The 24,536-nt window shown below is 40.4% G+C and carries 17 protein-coding genes; 8 read left to right on the top strand and 9 right to left on the bottom strand.

All coding sequences use genetic code 11. The features are described from left to right. Window positions 1-135: 135 nt before the first annotated feature. Both UABAM_RS02420 and UABAM_RS02415 read left to right on the top strand, forming a co-directional pair. Window positions 136-1,209, top strand: a complete 1,074-nt coding sequence (locus UABAM_RS02420; protein ID WP_151966402.1) for a leucine-rich repeat domain-containing protein — start codon at window positions 136-138, stop codon at window positions 1,207-1,209. A gap of 33 nt (window positions 1,210-1,242) precedes the next feature. Next, window positions 1,243-2,112, top strand: coding sequence for a helix-turn-helix domain-containing protein (locus UABAM_RS02415; RefSeq protein WP_151966401.1), 870 nt, complete (start codon window positions 1,243-1,245; stop codon window positions 2,110-2,112). Here the strand turns inward: UABAM_RS02415 and UABAM_RS02410 are convergent, their stop codons facing one another. From UABAM_RS02410 to UABAM_RS02390, 6 genes are all read right to left on the bottom strand, one after another. Beyond that, window positions 2,113-3,039, bottom strand: a complete 927-nt coding sequence (locus UABAM_RS02410) for an MBL fold metallo-hydrolase (RefSeq protein ID WP_151966400.1) — start codon at window positions 3,037-3,039, stop codon at window positions 2,113-2,115. It lies immediately after the preceding gene. Window positions 3,040-3,223: 184 nt separating this feature from the next. Continuing rightward, window positions 3,224-4,123 carry a homocysteine S-methyltransferase family protein gene (locus UABAM_RS02405; RefSeq protein ID WP_151966399.1) on the bottom strand — a complete coding sequence of 300 codons (900 nt, stop codon included), beginning with the start codon at window positions 4,121-4,123 and terminating at the stop codon, window positions 3,224-3,226. A 101-nt stretch (window positions 4,124-4,224) separates the two neighbouring features. Then, window positions 4,225-4,782, bottom strand: a complete 558-nt coding sequence (locus tag UABAM_RS02400; RefSeq protein WP_151966398.1) for a hypothetical protein — start codon at window positions 4,780-4,782, stop codon at window positions 4,225-4,227. Window positions 4,783-4,833: 51 nt separating this feature from the next. After that, window positions 4,834-6,483: a DUF2330 domain-containing protein gene (locus tag UABAM_RS02395; RefSeq protein ID WP_151966397.1), complete on the bottom strand. Its 1,650-nt coding sequence runs from the start codon at window positions 6,481-6,483 to the stop codon at window positions 4,834-4,836. Further along, a complete protein-coding gene (locus UABAM_RS33660) occupies window positions 6,465-6,632 on the bottom strand; it encodes a hypothetical protein (RefSeq protein WP_229759349.1) in 168 nt (55 codons plus the stop codon). Before UABAM_RS33660 ends, UABAM_RS02395 begins: the two co-directional genes overlap by 19 nt. After that, on the bottom strand, window positions 6,633-7,196 hold the full coding sequence (locus UABAM_RS02390) for a hypothetical protein (protein ID WP_151966396.1): 564 nt from the start codon (window positions 7,194-7,196) through the stop codon (window positions 6,633-6,635). Window positions 7,197-7,422: 226 nt separating this feature from the next. On the opposite strand from UABAM_RS02390, the gene UABAM_RS02385 reads away from it, so the two are divergent. The 5 genes from UABAM_RS02385 to UABAM_RS02365 all read left to right on the top strand — a co-directional run bounded on the left by UABAM_RS02385 (window position 7,423) and on the right by UABAM_RS02365 (window position 16,575). Continuing rightward, window positions 7,423-10,914 carry a WD40 repeat domain-containing serine/threonine-protein kinase gene (locus tag UABAM_RS02385; protein ID WP_151966395.1) on the top strand — a complete coding sequence of 1,164 codons (3,492 nt, stop codon included), beginning with the start codon at window positions 7,423-7,425 and terminating at the stop codon, window positions 10,912-10,914. A gap of 247 nt (window positions 10,915-11,161) precedes the next feature. Next, window positions 11,162-12,142, top strand: coding sequence for a cyanophycinase (locus tag UABAM_RS02380; RefSeq protein WP_151966394.1), 981 nt, complete (start codon window positions 11,162-11,164; stop codon window positions 12,140-12,142). 32 nt (window positions 12,143-12,174) lie between these two features. Continuing rightward, window positions 12,175-13,362, top strand: a complete 1,188-nt coding sequence (locus UABAM_RS02375) for a cyanophycinase (protein WP_151966393.1) — start codon at window positions 12,175-12,177, stop codon at window positions 13,360-13,362. Between the two features lie 23 nt (window positions 13,363-13,385). Further along, window positions 13,386-15,503: a HEAT repeat domain-containing protein gene (locus tag UABAM_RS02370; protein ID WP_151966392.1), complete on the top strand. Its 2,118-nt coding sequence runs from the start codon at window positions 13,386-13,388 to the stop codon at window positions 15,501-15,503. 64 nt (window positions 15,504-15,567) lie between these two features. Beyond that, window positions 15,568-16,575 (top strand): NADP-dependent oxidoreductase, encoded by a 1,008-nt coding sequence (locus UABAM_RS02365; RefSeq protein WP_151966391.1) that lies wholly within the window; start codon window positions 15,568-15,570, stop codon window positions 16,573-16,575. A gap of 133 nt (window positions 16,576-16,708) precedes the next feature. On the opposite strand, the gene UABAM_RS02360 is transcribed toward UABAM_RS02365, so the two are convergent. Continuing rightward, window positions 16,709-17,671 carry a sulfite exporter TauE/SafE family protein gene (locus UABAM_RS02360; protein ID WP_151966390.1) on the bottom strand — a complete coding sequence of 321 codons (963 nt, stop codon included), beginning with the start codon at window positions 17,669-17,671 and terminating at the stop codon, window positions 16,709-16,711. A 232-nt stretch (window positions 17,672-17,903) separates the two neighbouring features. Between UABAM_RS02360 and UABAM_RS02355 the strand changes: the two genes are divergently transcribed. Continuing rightward, window positions 17,904-21,053: a VPS10 domain-containing protein gene (locus UABAM_RS02355; protein ID WP_151966389.1), complete on the top strand. Its 3,150-nt coding sequence runs from the start codon at window positions 17,904-17,906 to the stop codon at window positions 21,051-21,053. A gap of 47 nt (window positions 21,054-21,100) precedes the next feature. On the opposite strand, the gene UABAM_RS02350 is transcribed toward UABAM_RS02355, so the two are convergent. Next, window positions 21,101-22,468 carry an ankyrin repeat domain-containing protein gene (locus UABAM_RS02350; RefSeq protein WP_151966388.1) on the bottom strand — a complete coding sequence of 456 codons (1,368 nt, stop codon included), beginning with the start codon at window positions 22,466-22,468 and terminating at the stop codon, window positions 21,101-21,103. A 178-nt stretch (window positions 22,469-22,646) separates the two neighbouring features. After that, window positions 22,647-24,524, bottom strand: a complete 1,878-nt coding sequence (locus tag UABAM_RS02345; RefSeq protein WP_151966387.1) for a S8 family peptidase — start codon at window positions 24,522-24,524, stop codon at window positions 22,647-22,649. Between the last annotated feature and the right edge of the window lie 12 nt (window positions 24,525-24,536).

Raw genomic sequence — 24,536 nt, 5'->3', positions numbered from 1 at the left:
TGTCTTGCTGCAATTGACATCTAATGTTGGACTTACTAGAATATCAAATGCCAAAAAATCGCGCAATTGTAAATGTCAGAGTCAACGGTCCAAATTTAAATTTGGCGTCAATGAAAAAAGAAAAAGGAGTACGTGTTGCGAAGTATAAAACAAGAAACGTTACATAAAACAGAAAGCAATACACGTTACTACGGTTGCACTTTCTATCTTGGTGAAAATCACAAATACAAAGTTTTTAATTCACATTTTGACAATTGTAGTTTTCGTACCGATGTGACTTTCCAAGGTGCACGAAAATGTACTTTTGAGAACTGTAGTTTTTCCCAGAAGTTTGCTGTCGAAGCTACCATTAAAAAGCAGAAGTCACTTCCAAGGGAGATTTACGACTTGGCATCTCTTACTCATTTGGAAATACACAGTAAAAAAATACAGTACCTTGATAAAGAAATTGAACGTCTGTCGCACCTACAACATCTGAGTATGACAAATGGTTGGCTTCAAGAGTTGCCCATCGAAATTACACAACTTCGCGATCTTCGTCACTTGGAGTTTACCGGTAATGGTATTACCTCCTTACCTCCGGAAATAAAAAATTTGCAAAATCTGCGACAGTTGAAGCTATTCTTCAATCTACTCGTTGATTTTCCACTCGTAGTGACCGATCTTTCACAACTTACGACACTAGAACTCGGTGGTATATTTACAACAATCCCCGCAGAGATTGCAAAACTAAAAAACCTTGTGCACCTCCGTCTTGGACATGAAGTACAAGCGCTTCCTCCTGAAATTGGGGATCTAGAAAATTTAGAAGTTCTAGAAGTGTCATTTGATGAAATTCACCACGATGCAAGTGACAATTCAACTATGACAGAAATTCCCCCGCAAATAGCGAAGCTCACCAATTTACGGATATTAAATATCATAAATCATCATCTGATTACCCATGTACCTGAGCAAATATTTGATCTCAAAAATTTGCAAGAACTCAATCTTCATAGCAACAATATACAGTCTCTCTCCCCACAAATCGAACAATTGCAGAACCTTACATATCTTGACTTGAGTCACAACAATGAACTCGCAAATCTGCCGCCGGACATAAAAAAATTACAAGGCCTTCGCGAACTTGTTTTAAGCTATACGGCAATCGATGAACAGCAACTCCTAACAATTCAGTCGTGGTTACCCAACTGTAAAATTTCATATTAACTTAATTTACATCCATTTTATGTTGAAGAACTTATGCATACACAAAATTCTGGCAAAACCATCTATGAAGATTGGCTCATCTACACAACACAAAATGTGGCCGCACACAAAAAATATTATCAGCTGTATTACTTTGAATCTGGTGCTGGTAGAGTTCAAATAGATGAAGAGTTTTACTCATTGGTATCACCATGTTTATTATGCTTATCAGAACAACAAAAAATAACCCTAGTGGAAAACTCCGATGTGGTATTTCATGCCATTTATTTTCATCCTCGTATCCTGAATACAGCATTTCATTACGAAGTTTTGCGTCAAGATTTATCACAGCTACGCGAAACGCAACAACTAGATATCTATTGGTTGTTGCCATTTATCCAAAGTAAAGGTTTTTTAATGGTAGGTCCTTCTACCAGTATGCGTATCTTGGAAGTTTTAGTTGCCATTCAAAAAGAACTTTCTGAAAAACAAGGACAGTTTTGGATTTGCCGCAGTCGTTCTTATTTTTACGAATTGCTCAATCTGGTGACTCATGTCCACACTTCTCCTCACAAACTAGAACTACAAAAAAGTAGTGAAGATGACGAAGTGCAACAAATCGTCGACTATCTCAACGAGAATTACCATCAAAAAGTGACCATTACGCAATTAACGGAAATGTTTGCCATGAACCGGACGACCATGGCAGAGAAATTTCATAAAGCGACGGGGATGTCGGTGATTAGCTATCTATCTAAAATTCGAATTCAAATGGCGTGCATTTTACTGCGCGATACGACACTTAGAGTCTACGAAATCATGCAACGCGTTGGCCATGAAGATGCCACTCATTTTGGACGTACTTTTCGCAAACAAATGGGAAAATCCCCTAGTAAATATCGCGCAGAACATCAAAAAAAATAATTATGGAATGGTGACAATATCTCCTCCAGCAGGTATCATCACGTCTTTGCTAATTTCTTCGCCTAAAGTACCCACAGCATCTTTGAGAATATCTCGCGTGGTAAAACAGTGGTCGAGAGAATTCATATGCACAGCGATAATTTTGCTATCGCTATTGTATTTTTTTGCCGCTAAGATGAACTGCAGCGCTTGTTTTTCATCCATCATCAATGGATGTGGTGAAAGAGCATTGATGACAGCACCTCCGGTGTGAACAATGATAACGTCTGGCGCATACTCGCGCAAAATGTCTTCCACACGACCTTCCTCGTCAAGAATAGTGTCGCCTGTCCAGTAAATTGTCGGTTGTCCCTGCGCACGAAAAACAATACCATTAACGCCACCCATAAATCTCTTTAGTGTACCCTTGCCATGTAGCCCAAATTCTTGTATGATTTCAATTCCCTCATGAACAATGGCTTTTGAAGTTGCGGAACCAATCGCTTTTACGTTGTCAAATCCAAGGCAGTGCAACTGTTTTGCAAAAGAAAATGTCTCGTCCAAATTACTAGGATTCATCGGTGATTGATTGTTTGGCGTAATAATTACCATTTGCTTATCGATATGACTTGCCGCTGCCATATCAAAGTGATCGGCGTGCATATGACCCACGACAACCGCATCAATATCTTGCAATATGTGCTCAATTGTTTTTGGCAAATCAACCGTGGGATTTTTTTCAATACCCGCAAACGAAGGCAATTCTCCCTTTTTGGCAAACATCGGATCCAGGAGAAAAACTTGTTTATTGCCTTCAGGTCCATAGGTAAGTTTTGCGGTAGCGTTACGAAAAAATTCATATGTGACGCGATTATTGTCTTGCTGTGCGTACATCGTAGTTATTGATGCAATAACCACAAAAATTTTCATCACTAAAAAAGATTTCATTGTGCGTTCCTTTGAGTATGGTCTATTGTTCTGTGTTTTTTATGATCATATAACAATCATCATTTCGTGAGAAGAGCGAATTTACAGTTTTTATCGGCAATTTGTCAAAAGTCACCCGCTCAAAAAACGCAATCATACTTCAAATTTAAGCTTTACCTATATAGAAGTTCTGTTGAGACAAAGGTCATTGTAAATTGTTTTTTATCTCTGTGATATACTCCGGACCGATTCCACAACAACCTCCGATGATAGACGCTCCTTTGTCTAGCCAAGTTTTTACGGCGTGGACATAGTCTTTTTTTGATAGCACTGTATTTATTGTGTTCAGACCATTTTCTAGAGCAAAATTGGTAGGGATTTCATTGAATCTATTGCCATATACACCAAATGTAAAAGGCTTTTTTTGGGACAGTGCCTGCAAGATCTCTATGCTTTTATTGAGGTTGGGTAATGTAGCGCAATTTACGAGCACAGCGTGAACTCCCATATCTAAAATTTGCGTAGCCACGGTTTGTAGGCTTTCGCCGCTACGTAAATTCCCTGCCGCATTTACCGTAAAACTAATCCACAGAGGAAGTTTACATTGTTTGGCGATCTTGGCAATTACTTTGGCTTCCACTGAATGCGACAAAGTTTCCGCGAGGAGAATGTCCACATTATTTTTTACAGCTGTATCGATAAGCATGGTATATTCCGCCTCTAGCTTGGCGACATTGGCCACCAAATCAGCCCGGTAAGACTCGGACAACGGAGGTATAGACGCCGCAATGTAGATCGGGTAATCCACAACCACACATTGCCGTGCTTGATGTGCGAAATCGTATGCGGCATGAAGTAGCTGGTGCTGTTCGCCTTGTTTACCTGCTTTTTTTAAATAGTACTCGGTGATGGCGTAGGTATTTGTGGTGATGATTTCGGCTCCGGCGTGAATAAAATCCAAATGTATTTCTTTGACAATTTCAGGACGTGAATAGTAGACGTTTGCCGACCACAATGGAGCGGCAATTGACTCACCTCTTGCCTGCAATTCACGTCCAAAACCACCGTCGAGTAAGAGCGGATATTCAAAAGGATATGTTTTCATCTTAGGTGCTTTTCCAAATAAGTTGTGTCAACAGTAGAGTATAGAACGATGTTGCCCATAATACAGCAAATCTACCTGATGTCAAGAAATGTAAACGCTTTTTATGCCTTACGCGACACTTTTTTATACGTGAGGACTAAGATTTTGATAAGTCCTATGGATAGGGTGAGACGGTAGGTAAAAATCAGGGTGGACGCCCAAAACATTTCGGCGTTATGATAGATTTTGGAGTATTTGATATTGTAAATTTCAGGGATGTCCATAAGCACTACGCGGATTGTATTGTCAATGCCATAAAAAATCCAATGCCATAAAGTCGCATCTTTTGGGTAAATAAAATATCCATCGGCAGCTAAATTTTTGCACAACAACACAAAAAAACCAAAATGAAAAGCAGGTAACACCACAGTGTAATCGGTGATATCATCGCCTGCCGCAAGACTACGATTAATTTCTTTGTCAATGTCTTCCCTATTGTGCATTCCCCAAACAAGCAAATAGAAAGTACTGATGCCAAAACCCACGCAAGAAATTCGATAGCTCCATAGATCCGTATCGGTGAAATACTCTTCGATTGCCCCCGTGATAAAAAAGGGAAACATCAACGCCAATAACAATGCAAATATCAGGTGTATCGCCAAAGGTGGTTGCTTTTCCATTTTATCTCCACGCTTACCAAATATAGAGGCAACATAAGTTGCCTCTATACTTTATGCTTTTTTACTTAGTGAATTGTATTTTAAACGATTGCGTACAATCAATACGGAACCAACAATGACATCGAGCCAACACATACAGCCTAAAAAAACCGCTGCTGCCCTAGAAGAGTAATACTCTTTGGTCTTTTTCTTGTTATTGGTAACATTGATGACTCTTGCCACAATAATCGCCAATATGAGTATTGGTACAATTCCAACACTGATAAAAACGGTGGCTGTGCGGCTTATAATTACCATACCCATTGCAATAAAAGCAAAGCGCATATTGGGTGCAAAAGCCAGGATCAATCCCCAAGAAATGAGTAAGAATACACTAAAAATATCGATGAGTAGATAACCACATTCCACAAAAAAACTTTGATACACATGCCCCCTTCTTGGACCAGGTCGATCGAGCATGGCATGAAAGTTTCCCGTGTTGTTCTCGCGCTCCGGCATGGAAAATGAAGTAAAGCGTAAATTTTTGTCTGCCAGTGTTCTACTTGGGAATATTCCAGATATGACAGAGAGAGTCATATCTTTGATGTACTGTAGTCCTTCGTCGATTTGGTTTGCATTATCGGGCTCGGTGTAGTCGATTTGTTTTTTTTGTTGGTCTTTTTCGTCTTGCTCGCTGACGAGAATCATTACGTCGCGTTTAGCCGCTAGTGCGTCATGTGCGAAGAGTTTACGCGCTATTTTATTTGTGGTGATCGCCTGCGAACTTTTCCAACGCGCATATTGGTTCAAACGGCAATCAAATATATGCTTACCATAAACGCGTAACGGAACAGGACCAGAAAAATTTTGTAATAATACTTCTCCGGGTATTTGCCGCACAACATACTGCGTGTCTAAGCAATCCACACGGACAGGTTCATCTGTTAAAGCGTAAATCGTGTTGGTGGCGTCAAAATCGGTGTTATAAACAGAAAGACGCATCGGTACGATCATTTCTTTGCTGCGAAAGCGAAAAGCCATTCCCTGCATAAAGCCGCTAAAAAATTGCCCTTTGCGCAAATTAAGTTGCGCGTTGTTCATTCCAGGGGTGGGATTGATACCACTACTACCACCAATGCGTGCCTTGACAACAACAAAACACCAACCCATGTCGATATATTCATTGCATACTGTGTCCATACCTTGCGGATATTGATAATTGTTGTTGGTCATCCATTTTTTCAAGGCCGAAGCACTTCCTGCCTCCAAAACAGCGACTTGGTACATGCCGATCCCTTCTTCTGACAACACGCGTACTCGATTCGACCGCGCTTTTTCCATGATAACAGAAAAGAAAATCATTACATTGGTACCAAGAGAGCTAAAAGTAAAAGGATAGTATTGCCGTCCATATCGCTCGCGCGGAAACAACTGAAATTCCGGAGGATCAATGGCCGCGGCAATGTGTGCAAAAATATTATCTTCTACCTTGCGTATTGCTGGTGGTGTGGGAAAAGGAATGAGCATTCCAAAATTATCCAGACTACCTGTGAAACCTGGACGTAAAACGATAGACTGTATACCATCTTTGTAAAATACGTAGGTACGTTGTACTCCTGTGCGAAAAATTCCGGGACCAGAAGTGACCATTCCACATGGATCAGCCTTAACTTGTGAGACAAGTAATAAAAATATAAATAGTGCTATGGTGTATCTATACATAGATTATCCTCCAATACAATGCGAAATTCAATAATACGTGTGGCATTTTTGCGCCCATTGCTAACGAAAACCGTATCGAATCGTTGCCAGTTACTGTTATTTTTATGGACCGCGAACCACGGTCCCGCGACAAAATAATCGCTCTCCACTCACATACGTATCCAAAATCTATCGCGACTAACGCGTTTAATTGTCCCGTTAAACTCGGTATGTATGTCATCACCATCTTCAGAAATAACATGATGCTGTTTCTGATCTAGCGCTACGTGGCGAAAAGTTTTACAAATAACTGGTTGCTTGTTTTCGTCCAGCATACGCAAAGAAAAACTTACGTTTTTCTTTTGTAGTTCGGCAAGTACCGGTTGCTTTATCTTAATGTTTGGGTTCTCTTTCAGATACGCCAACGTTTGCTGACGATAAAACAACAGGTGAGACAGAGCGGTATCTGTCATTGTGGTGTTTTGTAATGACAAAATATAATGCCGTATTTGGTCATTACTAGTTGTCAAAACCACGGGTTTACCGCAACTGGAACTACACGTATTTGATTGTATTGTAGAAGGTTTTTGAGCATCATCAACTTCATACGAATGGACAGAAAAAGGTTTTTCTACAAAAGGGGAATAATATTCATTTTCCGCTGTAGAATGACCACTCAGTATAAGTTTTAGTATAGATATAGTAGTAAATATTATGATTGCAAAAAATCTCATAGTTACTCCTACAATGTAAAATAAAAACGAATGAAAAGTATAAATAGTTATATATTTAATAATACACAAAATCTACACATTTACAATGACAAAAGAGTAAAAGAGCCTTGGCAAAATGAGTCTTTACCGCATTTTGCGAAATTCTTATAGATTTGATATGCGAATCGTGTACACTAAATAAAGTGCACCACATTCATTTTGCCAACTTTACAAGATAGCGGATCAAATGGATAAAAAACATCTTTTTCAACAATACCTAAGACACTATACGCGATTATCACCACCCGAGGTAAATCGTTTGCTTACAACAAACCTATCTACCACAAATGTAATGAAAACAGGTGTGTTTTCTATGGAAGAATTGCAACGCTGGCAGCATTTTTTCCTCAACTATCTTCTTTTGCAACACGCAGCGCTAAAGCAAAATATAACGCAAAATGTTGCGCATACTGCAATGCAAAAATTAACACCTAATAAAATATGGGTTGCCGAAAAACAAGTCTATGGAGTAAGTGCCGTACACAACATATTGAACCATTTTCAACAACAGGAAATTGTCGACAATAACGACATTCACTTTGTTCATAAACTACTACAACCTAACAGTAACACCACACAATCTATCGCCACAATTGAAGTAGGAAGAATGTTTGAGCACTACTTTGTAGAGCAAGAACTCGGTAAAGGTGGTATGGGAACGGTGTACAAAGCAAAAGACACCACTCTTGGTCGTTATGTTGCGCTAAAGGTTCTCAATAAAAACAATCTCGACAAAAATGACATTGATCGCTTTATTCGTGAAGTTAAAACCATGGCCCAGGTGAATCACGAAGGCGTGGTGAGTTTACTCGAAGTACGAGAAAGCCCTTTCTATTACTTCACAATGGATTACATCGATGGCGTGTCTTTTTCCGACTATATCAAAAAAAATCCGCTTATGCCGACAAAGACAACGGCATCAATGATGTACAAAGTCACGATCGCCATAGAGCATGCCCATTCACTAGGAATACTTCATCGCGATATAAAACCATCAAATATACTTATTGATCAGCAACAACAACCAAAAGTGTTGGATTTTGGTTTGGCAAAAACGCAAGACTCAGAACTTTCACAACAAGGTGATGTCGTAGGAACACCGGCATACATGTCGCCGGAGCAGGCAAACGGTGATTTGGTGGATAAAAGAACAGACATTTATTCTATTGGAGCGACACTTTATGAAGCCATGTGTGGTCGACCACCTTTTCAGGGGCAAACCTTTTTAAATGTGATCAACCAAGTATTTAACGACGACCCTATCGCCCCGAGAAAACTCAACCCAGATATTCCGCGAGAATTAGAGGCGATTTGTCTAAAATGCTTGCATAAAGAACAAGCGAAAAGATACCAAAACGCACAATTGCTGGCCAGTGACTTACAAAACTTCATACACGACCGTCCGATTATGGCCCGTCCACCAAGTAATTTACAAGCTCTCCGTAAATGGATGATGCGCAACAAGGCCATCAGCATGCTCATTTTTAGTATTGCTTTCACTTTATACGTCACGATTTCGAGCAACTGGCAATTGTCAACTGTCAACCAACAAATGACGAAAAAGAATCAAGAGTTAGAACAGAATAAGCGATTACTTTTAGAAAGTAACCGCGAATTAAGTGAAAAAAACAAAAAAATTGAACTGTTGCGCAAAAAAGAACAGCAGCGACTGTACCGCAGTTCCATTGCGCTTTTGTATTCACTTACAACACAGGATGCGTACGAGCGAGCAACCCATGAATTGCAAAATCTTCACAAAAAAAATAATCTAGAATATGCTCTCCTGTACAAAAAAATTCAATCTTTACAAAATACCCAGTATCCCTATTTTAGTTTTGCCGTCGCTCCCAATGGCAAATATTTCGCTTTTACAGATGCAACGTTTGTGATTGTTTATGATATAAATAATTTGCAAAAACCCATCGCAAAGCACAACCTCGCAGTAATTGTGCAAGGAATACGTTTTCACCCTTATAAAGATGAGATGTTTGTTGGGACATACCACAACTTTTTCTTTAAACTAAAATTACAAAAAACCCCATCGCAGTTTAAAATTCGCCAACATAAATTCGTTAATCCTTACTACAAGGAAGACGAAAAGTTTGGAAATGTCACCAATAGAGTTGTTAAATTTTCGACTTCGGGAAAAATAGTTGCCTACTGCGATTTTGTCGGTCAAACCAACATAATATTTTTTGACTGGGAAAGAGAAAAATTTGCTCATCGCCACATACAAAAATCAACGGCGTTTGATACCAAAAGAGTCTATCAAAGTGGTTTCTTCGGCAATACATTCTTTTTTATTGAAAATTTTAACTCTTCAGATCGCATTTATTATCTTGATAAAGATTTACAACAACGTTATTTGCCGAAAACCGCGACGCAAACGCTGATCACATCTTTTGATATACATAAAAACAATATCGTCATCGGAAAATTAACCGGTGAAATAGAATGGGGTTCTCTTTCAGAGAACAACGGCCGCATAGCCTATCAACGCAAACATTCTTTTACAGCGCACCGTGGAACGGTTCACAAAGTACATTTCTATAAACAAGGAAAAGTCATTCTTTCGAGTGGTAAAGATGACTATATAAAAATATCAAATATTCGTGGTAAAACCATTTACAAAAAACAAACCGAAAACCCTAGTGCCATATCATGGCTACCACAAAAACAACTACTTTTTTCCGCCAGTCCTTCGGGAACATTAGTGTGGAATCTCACGCAAAAATATCCGTACACCATCAGCACCGGATCAACGGCATTACTTAAAGAAATTACTCATAGCCCCGATGGCCACTATGCCGTAACTAGCGCAGAAGCCCCTCTATACTATATCTGGGATATTCACGCACAAAAATTTATAAACACCGTGCCTGTCTTGGATTTTGGGACATCGAAGCGCGTTGTGTTTTCTAACGCAGATGAAATCTTAACTCTCAATACAAGTCAACGAATTTTGCGCTATTCCTACATAAGTAAGGCAAATAGCCGTCAACAAATTTTGCAATATAAAAGCACAGGAAAAACTCATGAGCGCTTTATCATCGATTTCGCGATCCACAACAACGAAATATTCACCATGAGCCATGTTTATATTCGCGTGTGGGATTTACACACAAAGAAATTCAAACGCCAATGGAAAATGTCAATTCCCGGTATCTCTGCGATTTTACCATACAACGACGATTTATTGTTGGTAATTGCTACAGAGTCAAGGAAGTCGCAATGTTTCTTCGTCGGCAAACAAAATGGATCTATACGCAACTCCTTTATTTTAAAAAAGGGAGAAAATCAACGATTTATTGTGACCAACGCCAAATTAATTCCATATAAAAACAGTAAAGCCTTAGTAGTTACCGACCGCGACACCAGTAAAATATACATGTACACTTGCGCCATTCAAAATGAACAGCAAAAAATCGCCACTTTTGCCGGACACAAAAATACCATTAATGACATTATTTTTCACGCCAATTACACGAGAATGATCTCATGTTCAGATGACCACACCGTAAAAATTTGGGATTTACAAAATATGCGCGAATATCGCTATGATTCTTTGATGACAATTACAGAATATGATGCTCCTGTGACAGATGTCATGATCACCCCACAGAATAAACTGATTACTTCAAGTGGAAATCAGTTGCAGATATGGGACTTACAGGACTAGTATTTTGCAGTTAAATTTGTGAAAGTTGCCTAAGTATAGATATTCTTTAGTACGCTGATGTGAATTATAAAAATCGTAATCGTGACTGTAGCCCGTAGCCGTAATCGTCGCCGTGTCGTTTTTTTTCTTACGAAGTGCTAAAGTATATTTGCACAAAAATTATTTATTGTTCATAATGTTTTGATCCTATATCATAAAGATAAAAGAGAAGACTTATCCGAACCTTCTATTTCAACAAGGAGTATGTATGACGAAAACTTTACAAATAATATCCATATTTGTGATATGCAGCGTTACCATTTCGGCACAATCATCATTGCAAAATCACACTGTCAATTACGACTGCTATGTAACTGGTAATCCACACGATGTCAAAGTAAAGACAACACCAGGCTTGGGATTACAAGGTGGTGGCGGTGATGAAGATGCCATGATGCGATTTTTAATATCCAAAGCCAAAGGCGGTGACTTTCTAGTTTTGCGTACATCAGGTAGCGATGGTTACAATGATTACGTATGGGATTTTGGCGGTGTGGATTCCGTGACCACTTTGGTCATTAAAAACAAAGAAGCAAGTAAAGACCCTTTTGTCATTTCGACCATCCGTAACGCCGAGGTCATTTTCTTTAGTGGCGGAGACCAGTCAAAATACCAACAATTGTGGCAAAATACAGAAATCCAACGGCTAATACTTCACAAATTTGCCAATGGTACACCAATGGGAGGGACAAGTGCCGGAGCAATGATTATGAGTGAGTACTTTTTTACGGCACGTAATGGCTCTGTTTATTCCGATGAAATGCTGGATGATCCTTACAATCGTTACGCCACTCTTGACAAAAATTTCCTGTCCCTGGTAGAGGGTGTTATCATTGACACTCATTTTCGCGAACGTGACCGCATGGGTCGCTTGGTCGGTTTTCTAGCGCGTATTGCCACCGATTGGAAGAAAAAATCAAAAGCAATTGCATTACAAACCAATACCGCTATTTTTATTGAGGCAGACAACAATGTTCGCGTCTATGCACCACCAGGAGAACATGTCTATTTCGTGAAACCCGATGGTTTGCCAGAACATTGTAAATCGCAAGATGCCCTCACATATCGCGAAATATCGGTTTGTAAAATAACCCAAGGAACTTTCAATCTGAAAACTTGGCAAGGAGACGGCGACGTCTATCGTTTTTCGGCAATAGAAGGACGGTTGTTTCCTAAGTCGCCCTACTAAAGAAAGGAAGTGCCTTTCAGGCACGAACTCACATGATCAGCAAATTGATATTTACAGTTCTGCTATTTCTTATTGCTCCTAGTTTTGTCAACAGTGAGGGAAGTGTGGTCATTATCGGTGGCGCACTACAAACAAACAATGATCAGGTATATAATAAGATTATTGATCTAGCTGGGGGAAAACACAACATACGTTTAGCTATTTTTCCCACTGCGAGCGGGACACCAACCAAAACCTCTCTTTTATACCAACAAGATTTCATTGGTTATGGTGTCGCGCAAGATAACATTCACATTATTCCCCTTGCAATAAAAGATGACCCCACCACGAAAGAACTGGACGAATCACAGTGGATCAAAAATGGCAACGATCAGAAAGTAGCCACAACTGTTGCAAAGTGCAATGCCGCATTTTTTGTAGGGGGAGATCAGGAAAGATACATCCGCGCTTTTTTTGATAATGGCGAAGAAACTGCGGTTCTAAAGAGCATTCGCAAGTTATACAGTAACGGAGGAGTACTCGCCGGGACCAGTGCCGGTGCCGCGATTATGAGTGATCCCATGATCTACGGCGGAGATAATCTAACCGCAATGATTGCAGGTACGGTTACGACGGGCAAAGGTTGTGGTTTTTTTACACTGGGAATTGTCGACCAGCACTTCATGCAACGCGGACGCTACGGTCGATTGCTAGTCGCCGCGATACAACACAATAAAATAGGTTTTGGCATAGACGAAAATACTGCTCTTGTCACAAGTACTGGTAAAATAAGTGTTGTTGGGCAAAATGGTGTTCTGATTATGGACACCCGTCACGCGAAAATTGATCCACATAGCGGTGGCACAAAAGTACAGCATGTCATTCTCCACTATCTGCAAGCTGGAGACGAGGTAGAGTGGTCAAGTCAAAAACTCAAGCCTAATACTGCCAAACAAAAAATAACCACTCCTTACTACCAGCAATCTGTCTCTAGCACCGACATTTTTTCCACAGACTGTTTACGCAAATTGATAACACAGGGAGTTGTAGACAATAGCCAAAAACAGGCAACCGGTGTTTCTTTTCTTATCGACGAACAAGGCAAAGGAACAAAGTGGGTTTTACGTGGTAATCGCAAAACATTTGGTTATTGGGGAAAAGTTGATGGTGTTAGCCACTACAGTGCCTGGAATGTCATTTTGGATGTATTCCCCATAAAGATTCGCTTGACGGAATATTAAGATAAGAAGAACGGAAATACAAAATGCAACGAAAAATGTTTTACATTTTGATCATCGGTTTTGTTTTTTCTTTGCAAAGCCATGCAAATGACAATGAAATTTCACAACTCATCAAAGCGTTAGCAAATGAGGACGAAGAAAGAGATATCGTAATAGAAAAATTAGTAAGTAAAGGGGAACAAGCGATTCCTGCGCTTACAAATGCGTTGTCTCATGAAAACGAAGAAATTCGCATAGCTGCTGCGGAAACTTTCGCCGAGATGGGGAAAAAAGCTATTTCCGCGGTTCCCGCTCTTATCAAGGGGTTATCTGATTCAAGTGAGGACGTTAAAATTTTTGTAGTGAATGCTTTGCAGGAAATGGGAGAGAATGCCGTCCTTGCTACTCCAACTTTGGTTAAGACATTGTCTGACCCAAGCGAAGATGTCACGCATGGTGCCGCAGAAACACTAATAAAAATAGGGGAACAGGCCGCTCCTGCTGTGGTAAAAGTTCTATCTAGTGAAAAAGAAAATGTCCGAAGTAACGCCGCATATATTCTAGGGGAGATAGGGCTGAAAACAAACCTGGTTGTTTTCGCTTTGTTGAAAGCGTTGTCCGACCCAAGTGAAGACGTTCGAGATGCAGCCATCTATAGTTTAAAATGCATGAGAGAAAAAACCGTCCTTCCTCTTTTATTTGACGAAAATACATATGTTTGCGACAGCACCGCAGACGCTTTGGAAATTTTCGGAGAAGAAGAAAATCCTGCTTTGATCAAAGTTTTAAATACAACAATTCGTATTTGGAGAACACAAGAAATATCCACTCCCATTTCCACTTTGATTGAGGATTTATTCGATCAAGATGCGAGTGTTAGATACAATGCGGCGCAGGATTTATGTCATATGGAAGAAAAAGCTGTCACCGCTGTTCCAGCATTAACAAAAGCGCTATTTGACGGCGACGAATATGTGCGTAGAGTCGTTGCCACTTCTCTGGGAATGATTGGTAAAAAAACAAACGCTGTTGTGGCGGCTTTAACAGAAGCAACTGCAGACACAGATGGAGAAGCAAAATTATGTGCCGCAGTAGCCTTAGCTAAATTGGGAGAGAAAGCTGTTGCAATTCCTCTGATAAAAAAAGCCTTTTCAGGCAAAGATAAAATTTTACAAATCATTGCCGCAAGAGCCCTGGCAGAGATGGAAGAAGATTCCGCCGCCATGATTTCTTTTTTGAGCAAAGCTTTATCGGATAAAGATGAGTATGTAAGAAGTAGATCCTGTGAATCGTTACGGGCAATAGGCGAAAAAGCAGCTTTGGCGATCCCATCACTCACCAAAACCTTATCTGATGTCAGTGAAGATATTAGATGCGATGCATGTGATGCTTTGGGAAAAATGGGCGAAAAAGCTGTTGCCGCTATTCCCGCACTAATCAAAACTTTGTCAGACAAAGATGGAAATGTTCGATGCGGCGCAAAAGAAACCTTGATAAAAATAGGTAAAATAACTGTACCTGCCTTAACCCAAGCTCTATCTGATGAAAATAGAGATACGAGAAGTAATGCGGCACAAGCTTTGGGTAGAATAGGAGTTCACAGTAATGATGTAGTTTTTGCTTTACTCAAAGCACTATCCGATCCCGTTGCAGAGGTCAGAGGTTGTGCCGTAGGTGCTTTAGGCAGCATAATAGACAAAACCGCGATTTCTCATCTAATAAAAGCTTTATCTGATCAAAGTATATATGTACGCTTGCAAGCCGCCATTGCTTTAGGAAATGAAGAGTATGCATCTTCTGCAACGAAGGCTCTCACCAAAGCTTTATCTGATAAAAACGCCGCCGTAAGAGCCTGTGCAGCTATTAGCTTGGGAATCGGGGGCAAAGTAAATCCTGCGGTGTTAATCAAGAGTTTATCTGATGAAAACGCCGCGGTAAGAGCCTATGCAGCTGTTGCTTTGGGTACGATAGGAGATGAAGCAGCGATCAAAGCTTTGGTGAACGCATTCTCTGATGAAGATATAAATGTTAGCCGTAATGCGGTAAATGCTATCGTAGAAATCGGAGAAACAGCAATACCTGCCTTGACCAAAGCCTTATCCGATAAAGATGAAACTGTGAGAGATAGTGCCAAAGACGCTCTAGAGAAACTAAAAAAATGACATAGTGACATCTTCTTTATTTTCGCGATTGTCAAAAAAAAAGAAATGCCTTTAGGAGAAACTTATGAAAGCCGCTGTTTTCCTTAAATATGGTAATAACGATGTGGTGGACCACATAGAGATTGATAAACCACAAATCAAAAGTCCACATGAAGTGTTGGTCGCGATCCATGCAGCCAGCCTCAATCCCGTTGATTTTAAAATTCGCAATGGTAAACTCAAAGCCATTATGCGTCATCAATTTCCATTGATTATTGGTAACGATTTTAGCGGAGTTGTCATTGCTGTGGGTGATAATGTTCAAAAATTCAAAGAAGGTGATGAAATATACGCCCGAGTGGACAAAGGGCGCATGGGAACATGCACGGAGTATCTTACCATAGAAGAACAATATTTAGCGAAAAAACCGCGCAACATCTCGTTTGTCGAAGCGGCTTCTATCCCCTTGGTTGGTCTAACTTCGTGGCAAGCTTTAAAAGACTGGGGAAATCTCCAGTCGGGAGATAAAGTATTCATCCATGCAGGATCGGGTGGTATTGGTTGTTTTGCAATTCAGTTGGCGAAAACAATGGGTTTAACAGTGGCAACGACCACGAGCGGCAAGAATGCTAATTTTGTTAAGCAATTGGGTGCGGATATCATTATTGACTACAAAACGCAAGATTTTACCCAAGAAGTTAGCAATTACGATATGGTGTATGATACTCTTGGTGGTGACATTTTAAACCGCTCTTTTTCTATTGTAAAACAAGGCGGCAAAGTAGTGACGATCACTGCCACGCCAGACAAGCAAACACTAAAAGAACTCGGAGCCAATGCACTGCTACGTTTTTTCGCAGGCATAATGACCCGAAAAACCACCAAACTAGCACGTCAAAAAAATATACGTTATGGCTTTTTGTTTATGAAAGCAAATGGTGATCAACTACAACAAATAACCTCCTTAATTGAGGAAGAGAAGATCAAACCAGTCATTGACAAAACATATCCTCTTGACCAAACAAAGGATGCGATGGCTTACTTAGAAAAAGGGCATGCACGCGGCAAAGTAGTGATCGAAATAAAGAAATAGAATAGGACTATGGGTCAAAAGAGCTAAAACCTTTCATATCCAACGATTTCGAGTGTACTCAAACTCTTGGCCTAAAGAGCTAAAGCCTTTTATTCCCAATGGCTTTGAGTGTCCTCAAACTTTACTTTTTGTTTTATCTGCGGCTCATTTGTATACATGTGATTGTTCCCAAGAGAACTACGAATCCACAAAATGAAACTAGTCCTACACTAAGTGGGATTATATATAATGCACCTATGAATTGTGCGGAAATTGAACAATACAAAAATCTAGTGATAAAAACACGGGATTTTTGCTTGATGAACCAAGCTCCGAGTGGTGCACCAACAACAACGACGGGAATGCACACCAACCAATAATTCCAAGCCTCAGGTGAAATATTAGTGAATACGAAACCATTCAAAAAGAAACCAAAACAGGAGTTAACGGCCATTAGCACTACAGAAGTAGGCGTTGCTACTTTTTCATTTATTTGGTAATGCAACGTCAACAAAGAAAATGTGATGATATCAATTCCACTCCCTGTAATACCACTAACAACCCCGCCGAAAACTCCAACAATACATAAATTTAAAGCATCTTTGCTCTGAAAATTAGATATTTGAGAAACCACCTCGCGTTGATCTTGTCGGTTCACTAAATATAACGCCACCGCAAAACTTAGCCATAAACTGGTAAAGAAAATTTTGATATAGCTTGGAGAGGGGAGCATTGGCATCAATAAAAAGCCTGCTGTTATGCCCACAATACCGCCGAGGCTAGTGTATTTTATCGCACGCCATTCCATCGGTGTTCTTGTTACAACGATAAATAATGCCGCCGCCGACATACCGATGGATTGGATCATCAAGGAGAAATCTCTGGCAATTTGCGGTGTTATACCAAAAATGAGAGTCATCACCGGAAACGCAACAGCACCTCCTCCTTCACTTGTTCCTCCAGCGATAAAAGACCCGACGACCATCGTAGCCGACATAAACCAGTTGTCGTAAAAAAGACTCCACTGATTTGTTTTCCACATAAATGCGGCCCAAAAGAACCACACAAAAACGATAATACATAAATGATAAATATACGGCGGTCGTTGTTTTTTCATGTTTTTTACACCAAGAAGATAAATCCAAGTTACATTTTCGCCAATTAATATTTCACTGAAACATCAATTTGACAGATTATCAATAAAAAAATGCAAGTTGATTGCATTTTCTCTGTAACTACTCACGACGTTTGTTATCATATAAATTCAAAAGTCGCATTTCTGGAAACGGGAATACAGTTAATTTTGCAACAGAGCCGTGAATGCTCTACATCTAGGAAAGGTTAGGAAATTGTTTAAACGAATTACAATCATTCTTTTGTTAAGTCTCATAGTACTTCCTTTATCGGCACAGTCCGTTGATGAAGAAAGTCTTAGTGGTTTACAGTGGCGTAATATCGGCCCGGCAATTATGGGCGGACGAGTTACCGATGTGGAAGGAGTTGTTGGAAAACCAAGTCATATTTACGTCGCAACAGCTTCAGGAGGGCTGTGGAAAACCGAAAACCGTGGCACCACTTGGCGTTGTATCTTTGAAAAAGAAAATACTGTTTCCATCGGTGACATCGCCATAGATCCCAAAAATCCCGAAGTGATTTGGGTGGGTTCGGGAGAATCTAATGTGCGCAATAGTGGTTCTATCGGCGATGGCGTTTACAAAAGCATCGATGGTGGAAAAACGTGGCAGCACATGGGGCTTAGCGAAACAGAGCATATTTCGCGAATCGTCATTCATCCACATAACAGCGATATCGTTTATGTTGGTGCTTTAGGTCATGCCTATGGTCCGAATAACGAAAGAGGTGTTTTTCGCAGCAAAGATGCGGGGAAAACCTGGGAAAAAGTACTGTACATTGATAAAAAACACGGTGTCGCCGATTTGGACATAGATCCGGAAAATCCTAACGTTCTTTATGCGGCGATGTGGCATTTTGAGCGAAAGCCATGGACTCACACTAGCGGTAGCACCGAAGGCGGAATTTTTCGCACCACAGACGGCGGCAACAATTGGAATAAGATAACCGCGGGATTACCAAAATTGATGGGACGTGCCGGAGTTAAAGTCGCTCCTAGTGATCCCAAACGAGTTTATGTCATCGCCGAAACGCAAAAGGGTGTTTTGTTTCGTTCAGACAACAGAGGTGAAAGTTTCACCACAATGTGTAAGGAAGAAAAAATTGTGGGACGAGGTTTCTACTATGCGGATTTGCGCGTCGATCCACAAAATTCGAATCGCGTCTACGCCTTAGCTTCCAATCTTTATTACTCTGTCGATGGCGGCAAAAATTTTGCTGTTATGTCACGGCGTACACATGTGGACTATCATGCTTTGTGGATAAATCCTCAAGACCCCTCTAACTTATGGCAAGGGCAAGACGGTGGTGTCGCTGTTTCCTACGATCGTGGTAAGAAATGGACTTATATCAACAATATGCCACTGTGCCAAGTTTATCAGATAGGTGTGGACAATAACGCTCCGTTTTACAACATCCATTTTGGCTTACAAGACAACGGTTGTTGGACAGGCCCTAGTCGCACGTACCGCCCCTACGGCATTCTAAACGCCGATTGGCAAATGGTGAGTTTTGGCGATGGTTTTTTTATTTTCAATCATCCCAAAAAACCACATTTGTTCATCTCGGAAGCCCAAGGTGGTTTTGCGGTCATTAACGATACGCGCAGCAAAGAAGAAAGTTCCATTACTCCCTATGCCAAAGTCATTTGGGGCGGGCCTGTCTCTGAAGGTAAATATCGATTTCATTGGAATAGCCCACTCATTCCATCGCATCACAATGATGACACCATTTATTTTGCGGGCAACGTAGTATTTCGCTCTGAAGATTTTGGCAAGAATTGGCAAATCATAAGCCCTGACCTTACGACAAATGATTTGCGCAAGCAACAAACAGCAGGTGGTCCCGTATGGCAAGAAAACACAGCTGCGGAATATCACTGTGCTATTATTAGTTTGAGTGAATCTCCATTAGACGCTAATTTACTGTGGGCGGGTACGGATGATGGTAATTTACACGTATCAAAAGACCAGGGGAAAAATTGGACCAATGTCATCGAAAACATTCCCAAATTGCCCAATAACTCTCCGGTATCACACATTGAATTGTCTCGCACCGACAAAAATGTGGTGTACGCGGCTTTTGATCGGCACATGCTAGACGATTTCCATGCGTATATTTACAAGAGCAGTGATGGCGGGAAAACTTGGCAAGATATCAGTGGCAATATTCCCACAAAATCTTACGTTTGGGTAGTACGCGAAGATCCCAAAAATCCACAAATTTTGTATGCTGGTACAGAGATGGGACTTTATGTCACCTACAACAACGGTAAGCACTGGTTCAAACTACATCTGAAAAATTTACCAACCGTAGCCGTTCACGACATTATTATTCATCCACGAGACAATGACATGATACTAGGAACTCATGGCCGTGGTATTTGGATTTACGATGACATGACTGCTTTGCAAAACTTGTCGAAGTTAGAAAACAAAGATGTGGAACTATTTCCTATTCGCACTGTATATAGCCACAGTAAAAAAATGATGCGTTATGGTATTGGTGATGGCGTGTACGTCGCCCCCAATCCTCCCTATGGAGCCTTAATCGATTACTACGTTTCGAAAAATATGAGTAAAACCAAACTAAAACTAGAAATATACAACGATAAAGGTAAATTGATTCGCAGTTTAAATAAATTAAATAACAAACACGGTATTCATAGAATGGTTTGGAATCTACAAGGCAAGAAATACAAAGCCAGATTTAAAGGGCCGCAATCCCTATCCATAGAAGTACTTCCCGGAAATTATCGTGTGCGGTTGGTGTATGGTGATAAGAACATCGAAAAAACGGTTTCTGTCAAAGTAGATCCCAACATACCGTATGACACCAAACAACATAAAAAGAACTATGAGTATGCCACATCTGTTTTAGAAATGCGCGAAAGCCTTTACAAAGATTTACAAAAACTCGATATCATAGAAATGCAAGTCAAACAGTTAAAAACGAGAATTGCGCAACTTTCCAATGGCAAAGTTTCTACTAAAATTTTGGGTTCCTATGTGTCTAAAGTGAAAAAGCTCAAGGGTAAAATGGAGCGCTACTCCAAAGACGCATCTCCCTCTAGATTGTTTTTCTCTAAAGCACCAAAGTTAGCAGATGAGTTATCTTTTTTTGGTTCCGCCAATAAGCAATTTGCCATGACCGCAGCTCAAATCGCCTACCTCACAGATTTAAAAAACCGACATGCTAAGGCAAGAAAAGAGATTCAAGCGTTTATTGAGCAAGCTCTATCGGAGTGGAATGCAAAATTATTGGAAGAATATAATGTCTCTAACTGGATTTTTTTGAAGATAGAAAAAAAGACCCAAAAGAAAGACCACAAAAAGAATAAAGAAAAGAAAGACCACAAATCCAAATAACAACTCCCCGGCTTAGAGGCCGGGGTTTCCCAATATTTATCGAAAGCCTATTTATCACTGTCTTTTTTCTCTTGGATCTTTTCATTCGTGGTCTGTACTTTCTTGGGTTTGGCTTCTTGCAATAAGGCTAAAATCTGTGGATTTTTTTGTGCTAATTTTATAGGTGTAATACCATCTTTATTAGCGCTATTGGGGTTCGCACCGTATTCAAGTAATGTTTTTATGACCGGAATATGACCTTTGTATACGGCTAAGAGTAAAGGTGTATTTTGATAAACGTTACCTTTGTCTACTTGCATGCCGTGTTCAAGTAACATTTTGACAATTTTGTTATGTCCGTATAACGATGCCAAAACCAAAGCATTGTTTTGTTCTTTGTCCACATGTTCCGTGTTGGCTTTATTTTCTAAAAGTATTGCCGCTACCTCGTTAGCACCACGTTGTGCTGCCAAAAGTAAAGGACTTTTTTGAGAGTTAGATACAATATTGATATCGGCAGATTGTGCGATGAGGCTTTTGGCGATCACCGGGAGGTTGTAGTAAGCCGCATAAATCATTGCTGTATCGCCAAATTTATTTTTTACATTTGGGTCGACTTTACGCTTTAGTAGCAAGTCGACAATTTGCGGTGCGTTGTTATTTACCGCAGCAATAAGAGGAGTGTGACCTCTGGCGTTTTGCAAATTGGCATCGGCTTTGTGGTCGAGTAATATGCTAATTATGTTGCTGTTTGTCAATGCGACTGCGAGATGCAATGCACTTTCTTGTTCTTTAGCGGTAATAGCATTAGGGTTTGCACCTTTTTTAAGTAAAAACGTAACAATTTTTGGTTTCCGCGCCATCGTTGCAGCAATTAGAGCGCTATTTCTTCCTTTTCCGTCTATTTGTGCTTTATGATCCAATAACAACTGCAACACGCTTTCCTTGCCACATATTACGGCCTTACTTAGGATAGACTCGCTGTTTTTTTCATTGACGCGGTTGGCATCTGCGCCGTTGGCGAGTAAAAATTTTGCGATATGCTCTTGTCCTGACATACAGCATAATTCTAGCGGTGTTTGACCATGTTTGTTTGGCTCATCTACTTTTGCACCAGCCGCAACCAACATCTTTACGCTATCCAAAAAACCATTGTAGGCCGCCCTGTTTAATGCTGTTTCTCCGCTACTCGCTTCGGCATGTACATCCGCTTTTTTTTCAATCAACAGCTGTACAATATCTCTTTGATCGGATTCCGCCGCAGTGATTAACAGTGTGTAGCCATTTTTATTACGACTGTTAATATCTGCTCCGTTTTTTAGCATTTTCTGTACTTCTGCTGCAGATTTATAGCGCGCATCTTCTACAAAATTATTTTGCGCATACATGAATGTAGCGCTGATTGCGATAGCAATTACAAAACATATTCGTTGCATAAAAGCCCCTTTATTTTTTATTTTGCTGTGCTTCTTTAATGAATGGGAATAGTAATATTTTTGACAGGATGAACAGGATGAAAACAGGATAAAAAAACCTTGTTATAAATTAGAAAGTCAAAACCAAATAAAAAATCCCACTCTCGTGGGATTTTTATTTTATATGAAAAGGGATGGTTTAGCGAATTTTACGACTTAGTTTCTCTAGTTTATTTCTAGAGGCCTCCGTCATTACCCATACAAATTCATTGTTTACGTTTTCTAAAACCATATCTGCGCGACGATTCACTTTTTTGTTCTTACCTTTACGATTGACAAAAGCTATGGAAAAACGCACGATAGAGGTTTGAGCATCCGTATTAATAGTTACCCTGCGAATGGTAAAAGTCAAAACTTGATTCTTGCCAGAGAAAATTTCTTCTAACTGTACGGCTAAGTCTTGTTCCACTTTTTCTTGGGTGAACACTTCAGGGCCAGGCTGTGGCTCTGGCTCTGGTTCCGGCTCCGGTTCGGGTTCCGGTTGTGGTTCCGGTTCCGGTTGTGGTTCGGGTTCGGGTTCCGGTTGTGGTTCTGGTTCTGGTTGTGGTTGTGGTTCCGGTTCTGGTTCCGGCTGTGGTTGAACCGCTAGTACCGAATTTAAAGCATTGACGATACCTGCTCCCACAGTATTATCACTTCTATTGCCCACAATATTTTGGATTAGAGTTGTTTTTACTTCTTGTGGAGTTAAATTTGGATTGGCCTTTAAAATCAGAGCACAAACTCCTGCAACGTTTGGAGTTGCCATGGATGTCCCTGATAAGAACCTGGTAGAATTTCCTGGAAATGTAGAAAGAACCTGTACACCAGGACCAGAAAGATCAGGTTTAGGAACGCCGTCGGCATTTGGACCGCGACTACTAAAAGATGCGAGGTTACCATTGGCATCTACCGCACCAACGGTGATTGCTTCAGGTGTTGACCCAGGGCTTCCAATAGGACTTTGTGTTCCATTGGCATTATTTCCAGAGTTACCAGCCGCAACAACACACACGACACCGGTACTAATGGCATTTTTAATCGCCTGCTCACCAAAATCTGTTCCCTGAAAGTCTCCCGAGGAACCTAGACTCATACTGATAATTTCAACGTCAGCGTTTACCGCTTCCTGGATACCATTTACGATTCCAACAAAACTTCCTGAACCACTACCGTTGAGTACTTTTATTGCTAAAATACTCGATTTGGGAGCGACTCCAAAAGTCCTACTTGCGATACTTCCCGCACAGTGTGTTCCGTGTCCATTGCGATCGTCATCAGAAGTAGATTCTCCAGTAAAATCGGTTCCCACAATTACGCGGCCTTCAAATTCAGGATGAGAAGCTTGTACACCAGTATCCAGTACGGCAACAACAATTCCTTCGCCCTCGTTGCCCAGTTGACTATTTACGTCATCTGCTTGCATCATTTCACGAGAGTAAGTATTGAAACTGTCAAAACCAGGAACTGGATCACCTTCGGCTAAAACTCCAACACTTTTTTGACGTTTGCGTTCTTCTCTACGCTTTTTGCGCTGTGCATTTGCGCTAGGACTGATCACAATTTTTGTTTGTGAAACAGTTTTTTTACTCTTCACATTTTTTACTTTTACCGGCTCGATAAATTGAATCTCGACATTGAGTTCAATCAAACTTACCTGTGGATGGGCCAGTAACTCAAAAATAATATCGCGACTTAAAACCGCAGAAATAGAGTTTGTAATCCAAAAAGCCTTCGATTTGTTTACACGGCCTTGCGACTTTAAGTTACTTAAAATATCACGTAAATTTCTTTGTTCATCGGCGGCAGTGTCTTTTAAACGTTTACGTATGGCTCGCAAAAGCTGCTTACCACCGCCTGCTCTGCGCAATAAACGGCGAATTTTTTTTCCATTAAGTTGTTTATTGAGCGTCACAACAACATCAAATTCTTCACCGCCATTGTCTAAGGCCGCTTGTAAATTAGGGCCGATTACTCCTTCAGCACTTAGTGTCAGTGCGAAAAACAACGTACATAAAATACATAAGTATTTATTCATAGATGCCTCCCT

The organism is Candidatus Uabimicrobium amorphum (assembly GCF_009002475.1).
GTDB classification, from domain to species: domain Bacteria; phylum Planctomycetota; class Uabimicrobiia; order Uabimicrobiales; family Uabimicrobiaceae; genus Uabimicrobium; species Uabimicrobium amorphum.
The sequence above is the reverse complement of the archived record's forward strand: the minus strand, read 5'-3'. Positions and strand labels throughout refer to the sequence as shown.

Excerpts from the sequence above, each read along its gene's own strand:
- UABAM_RS02410 (WP_151966400.1), bottom strand. The coding sequence starts at position 3,039 with ATGAAATCTTTTTTAGTGATGAAAATTTTTGTGGTTATTGCATCAATA.
- UABAM_RS02365 (WP_151966391.1), top strand. The coding sequence starts at position 15,568 with ATGAAAGCCGCTGTTTTCCTTAAATATGGTAATAACGATGTGGTGGAC.
- UABAM_RS02400 (WP_151966398.1), bottom strand. The coding sequence starts at position 4,782 with ATGGAAAAGCAACCACCTTTGGCGATACACCTGATATTTGCATTGTTA.
- UABAM_RS02395 (WP_151966397.1), bottom strand. The coding sequence starts at position 6,483 with ATGTATAGATACACCATAGCACTATTTATATTTTTATTACTTGTCTCA.
- UABAM_RS02345 (WP_151966387.1), bottom strand. The coding sequence starts at position 24,524 with ATGAATAAATACTTATGTATTTTATGTACGTTGTTTTTCGCACTGACA.
- UABAM_RS02390 (WP_151966396.1), bottom strand. The coding sequence starts at position 7,196 with ATGAGATTTTTTGCAATCATAATATTTACTACTATATCTATACTAAAA.
- UABAM_RS02370 (WP_151966392.1), top strand. The coding sequence starts at position 13,386 with ATGCAACGAAAAATGTTTTACATTTTGATCATCGGTTTTGTTTTTTCT.
- UABAM_RS02350 (WP_151966388.1), bottom strand. The coding sequence starts at position 22,468 with ATGCAACGAATATGTTTTGTAATTGCTATCGCAATCAGCGCTACATTC.
- UABAM_RS02380 (WP_151966394.1), top strand. The coding sequence starts at position 11,162 with ATGACGAAAACTTTACAAATAATATCCATATTTGTGATATGCAGCGTT.
- UABAM_RS02385 (WP_151966395.1), top strand. The coding sequence starts at position 7,423 with ATGGATAAAAAACATCTTTTTCAACAATACCTAAGACACTATACGCGA.
- UABAM_RS02375 (WP_151966393.1), top strand. The coding sequence starts at position 12,175 with ATGATCAGCAAATTGATATTTACAGTTCTGCTATTTCTTATTGCTCCT.
- UABAM_RS02405 (WP_151966399.1), bottom strand. The coding sequence starts at position 4,123 with ATGAAAACATATCCTTTTGAATATCCGCTCTTACTCGACGGTGGTTTT.
- UABAM_RS02415 (WP_151966401.1), top strand. The coding sequence starts at position 1,243 with ATGCATACACAAAATTCTGGCAAAACCATCTATGAAGATTGGCTCATC.
- UABAM_RS02360 (WP_151966390.1), bottom strand. The coding sequence starts at position 17,671 with ATGAAAAAACAACGACCGCCGTATATTTATCATTTATGTATTATCGTT.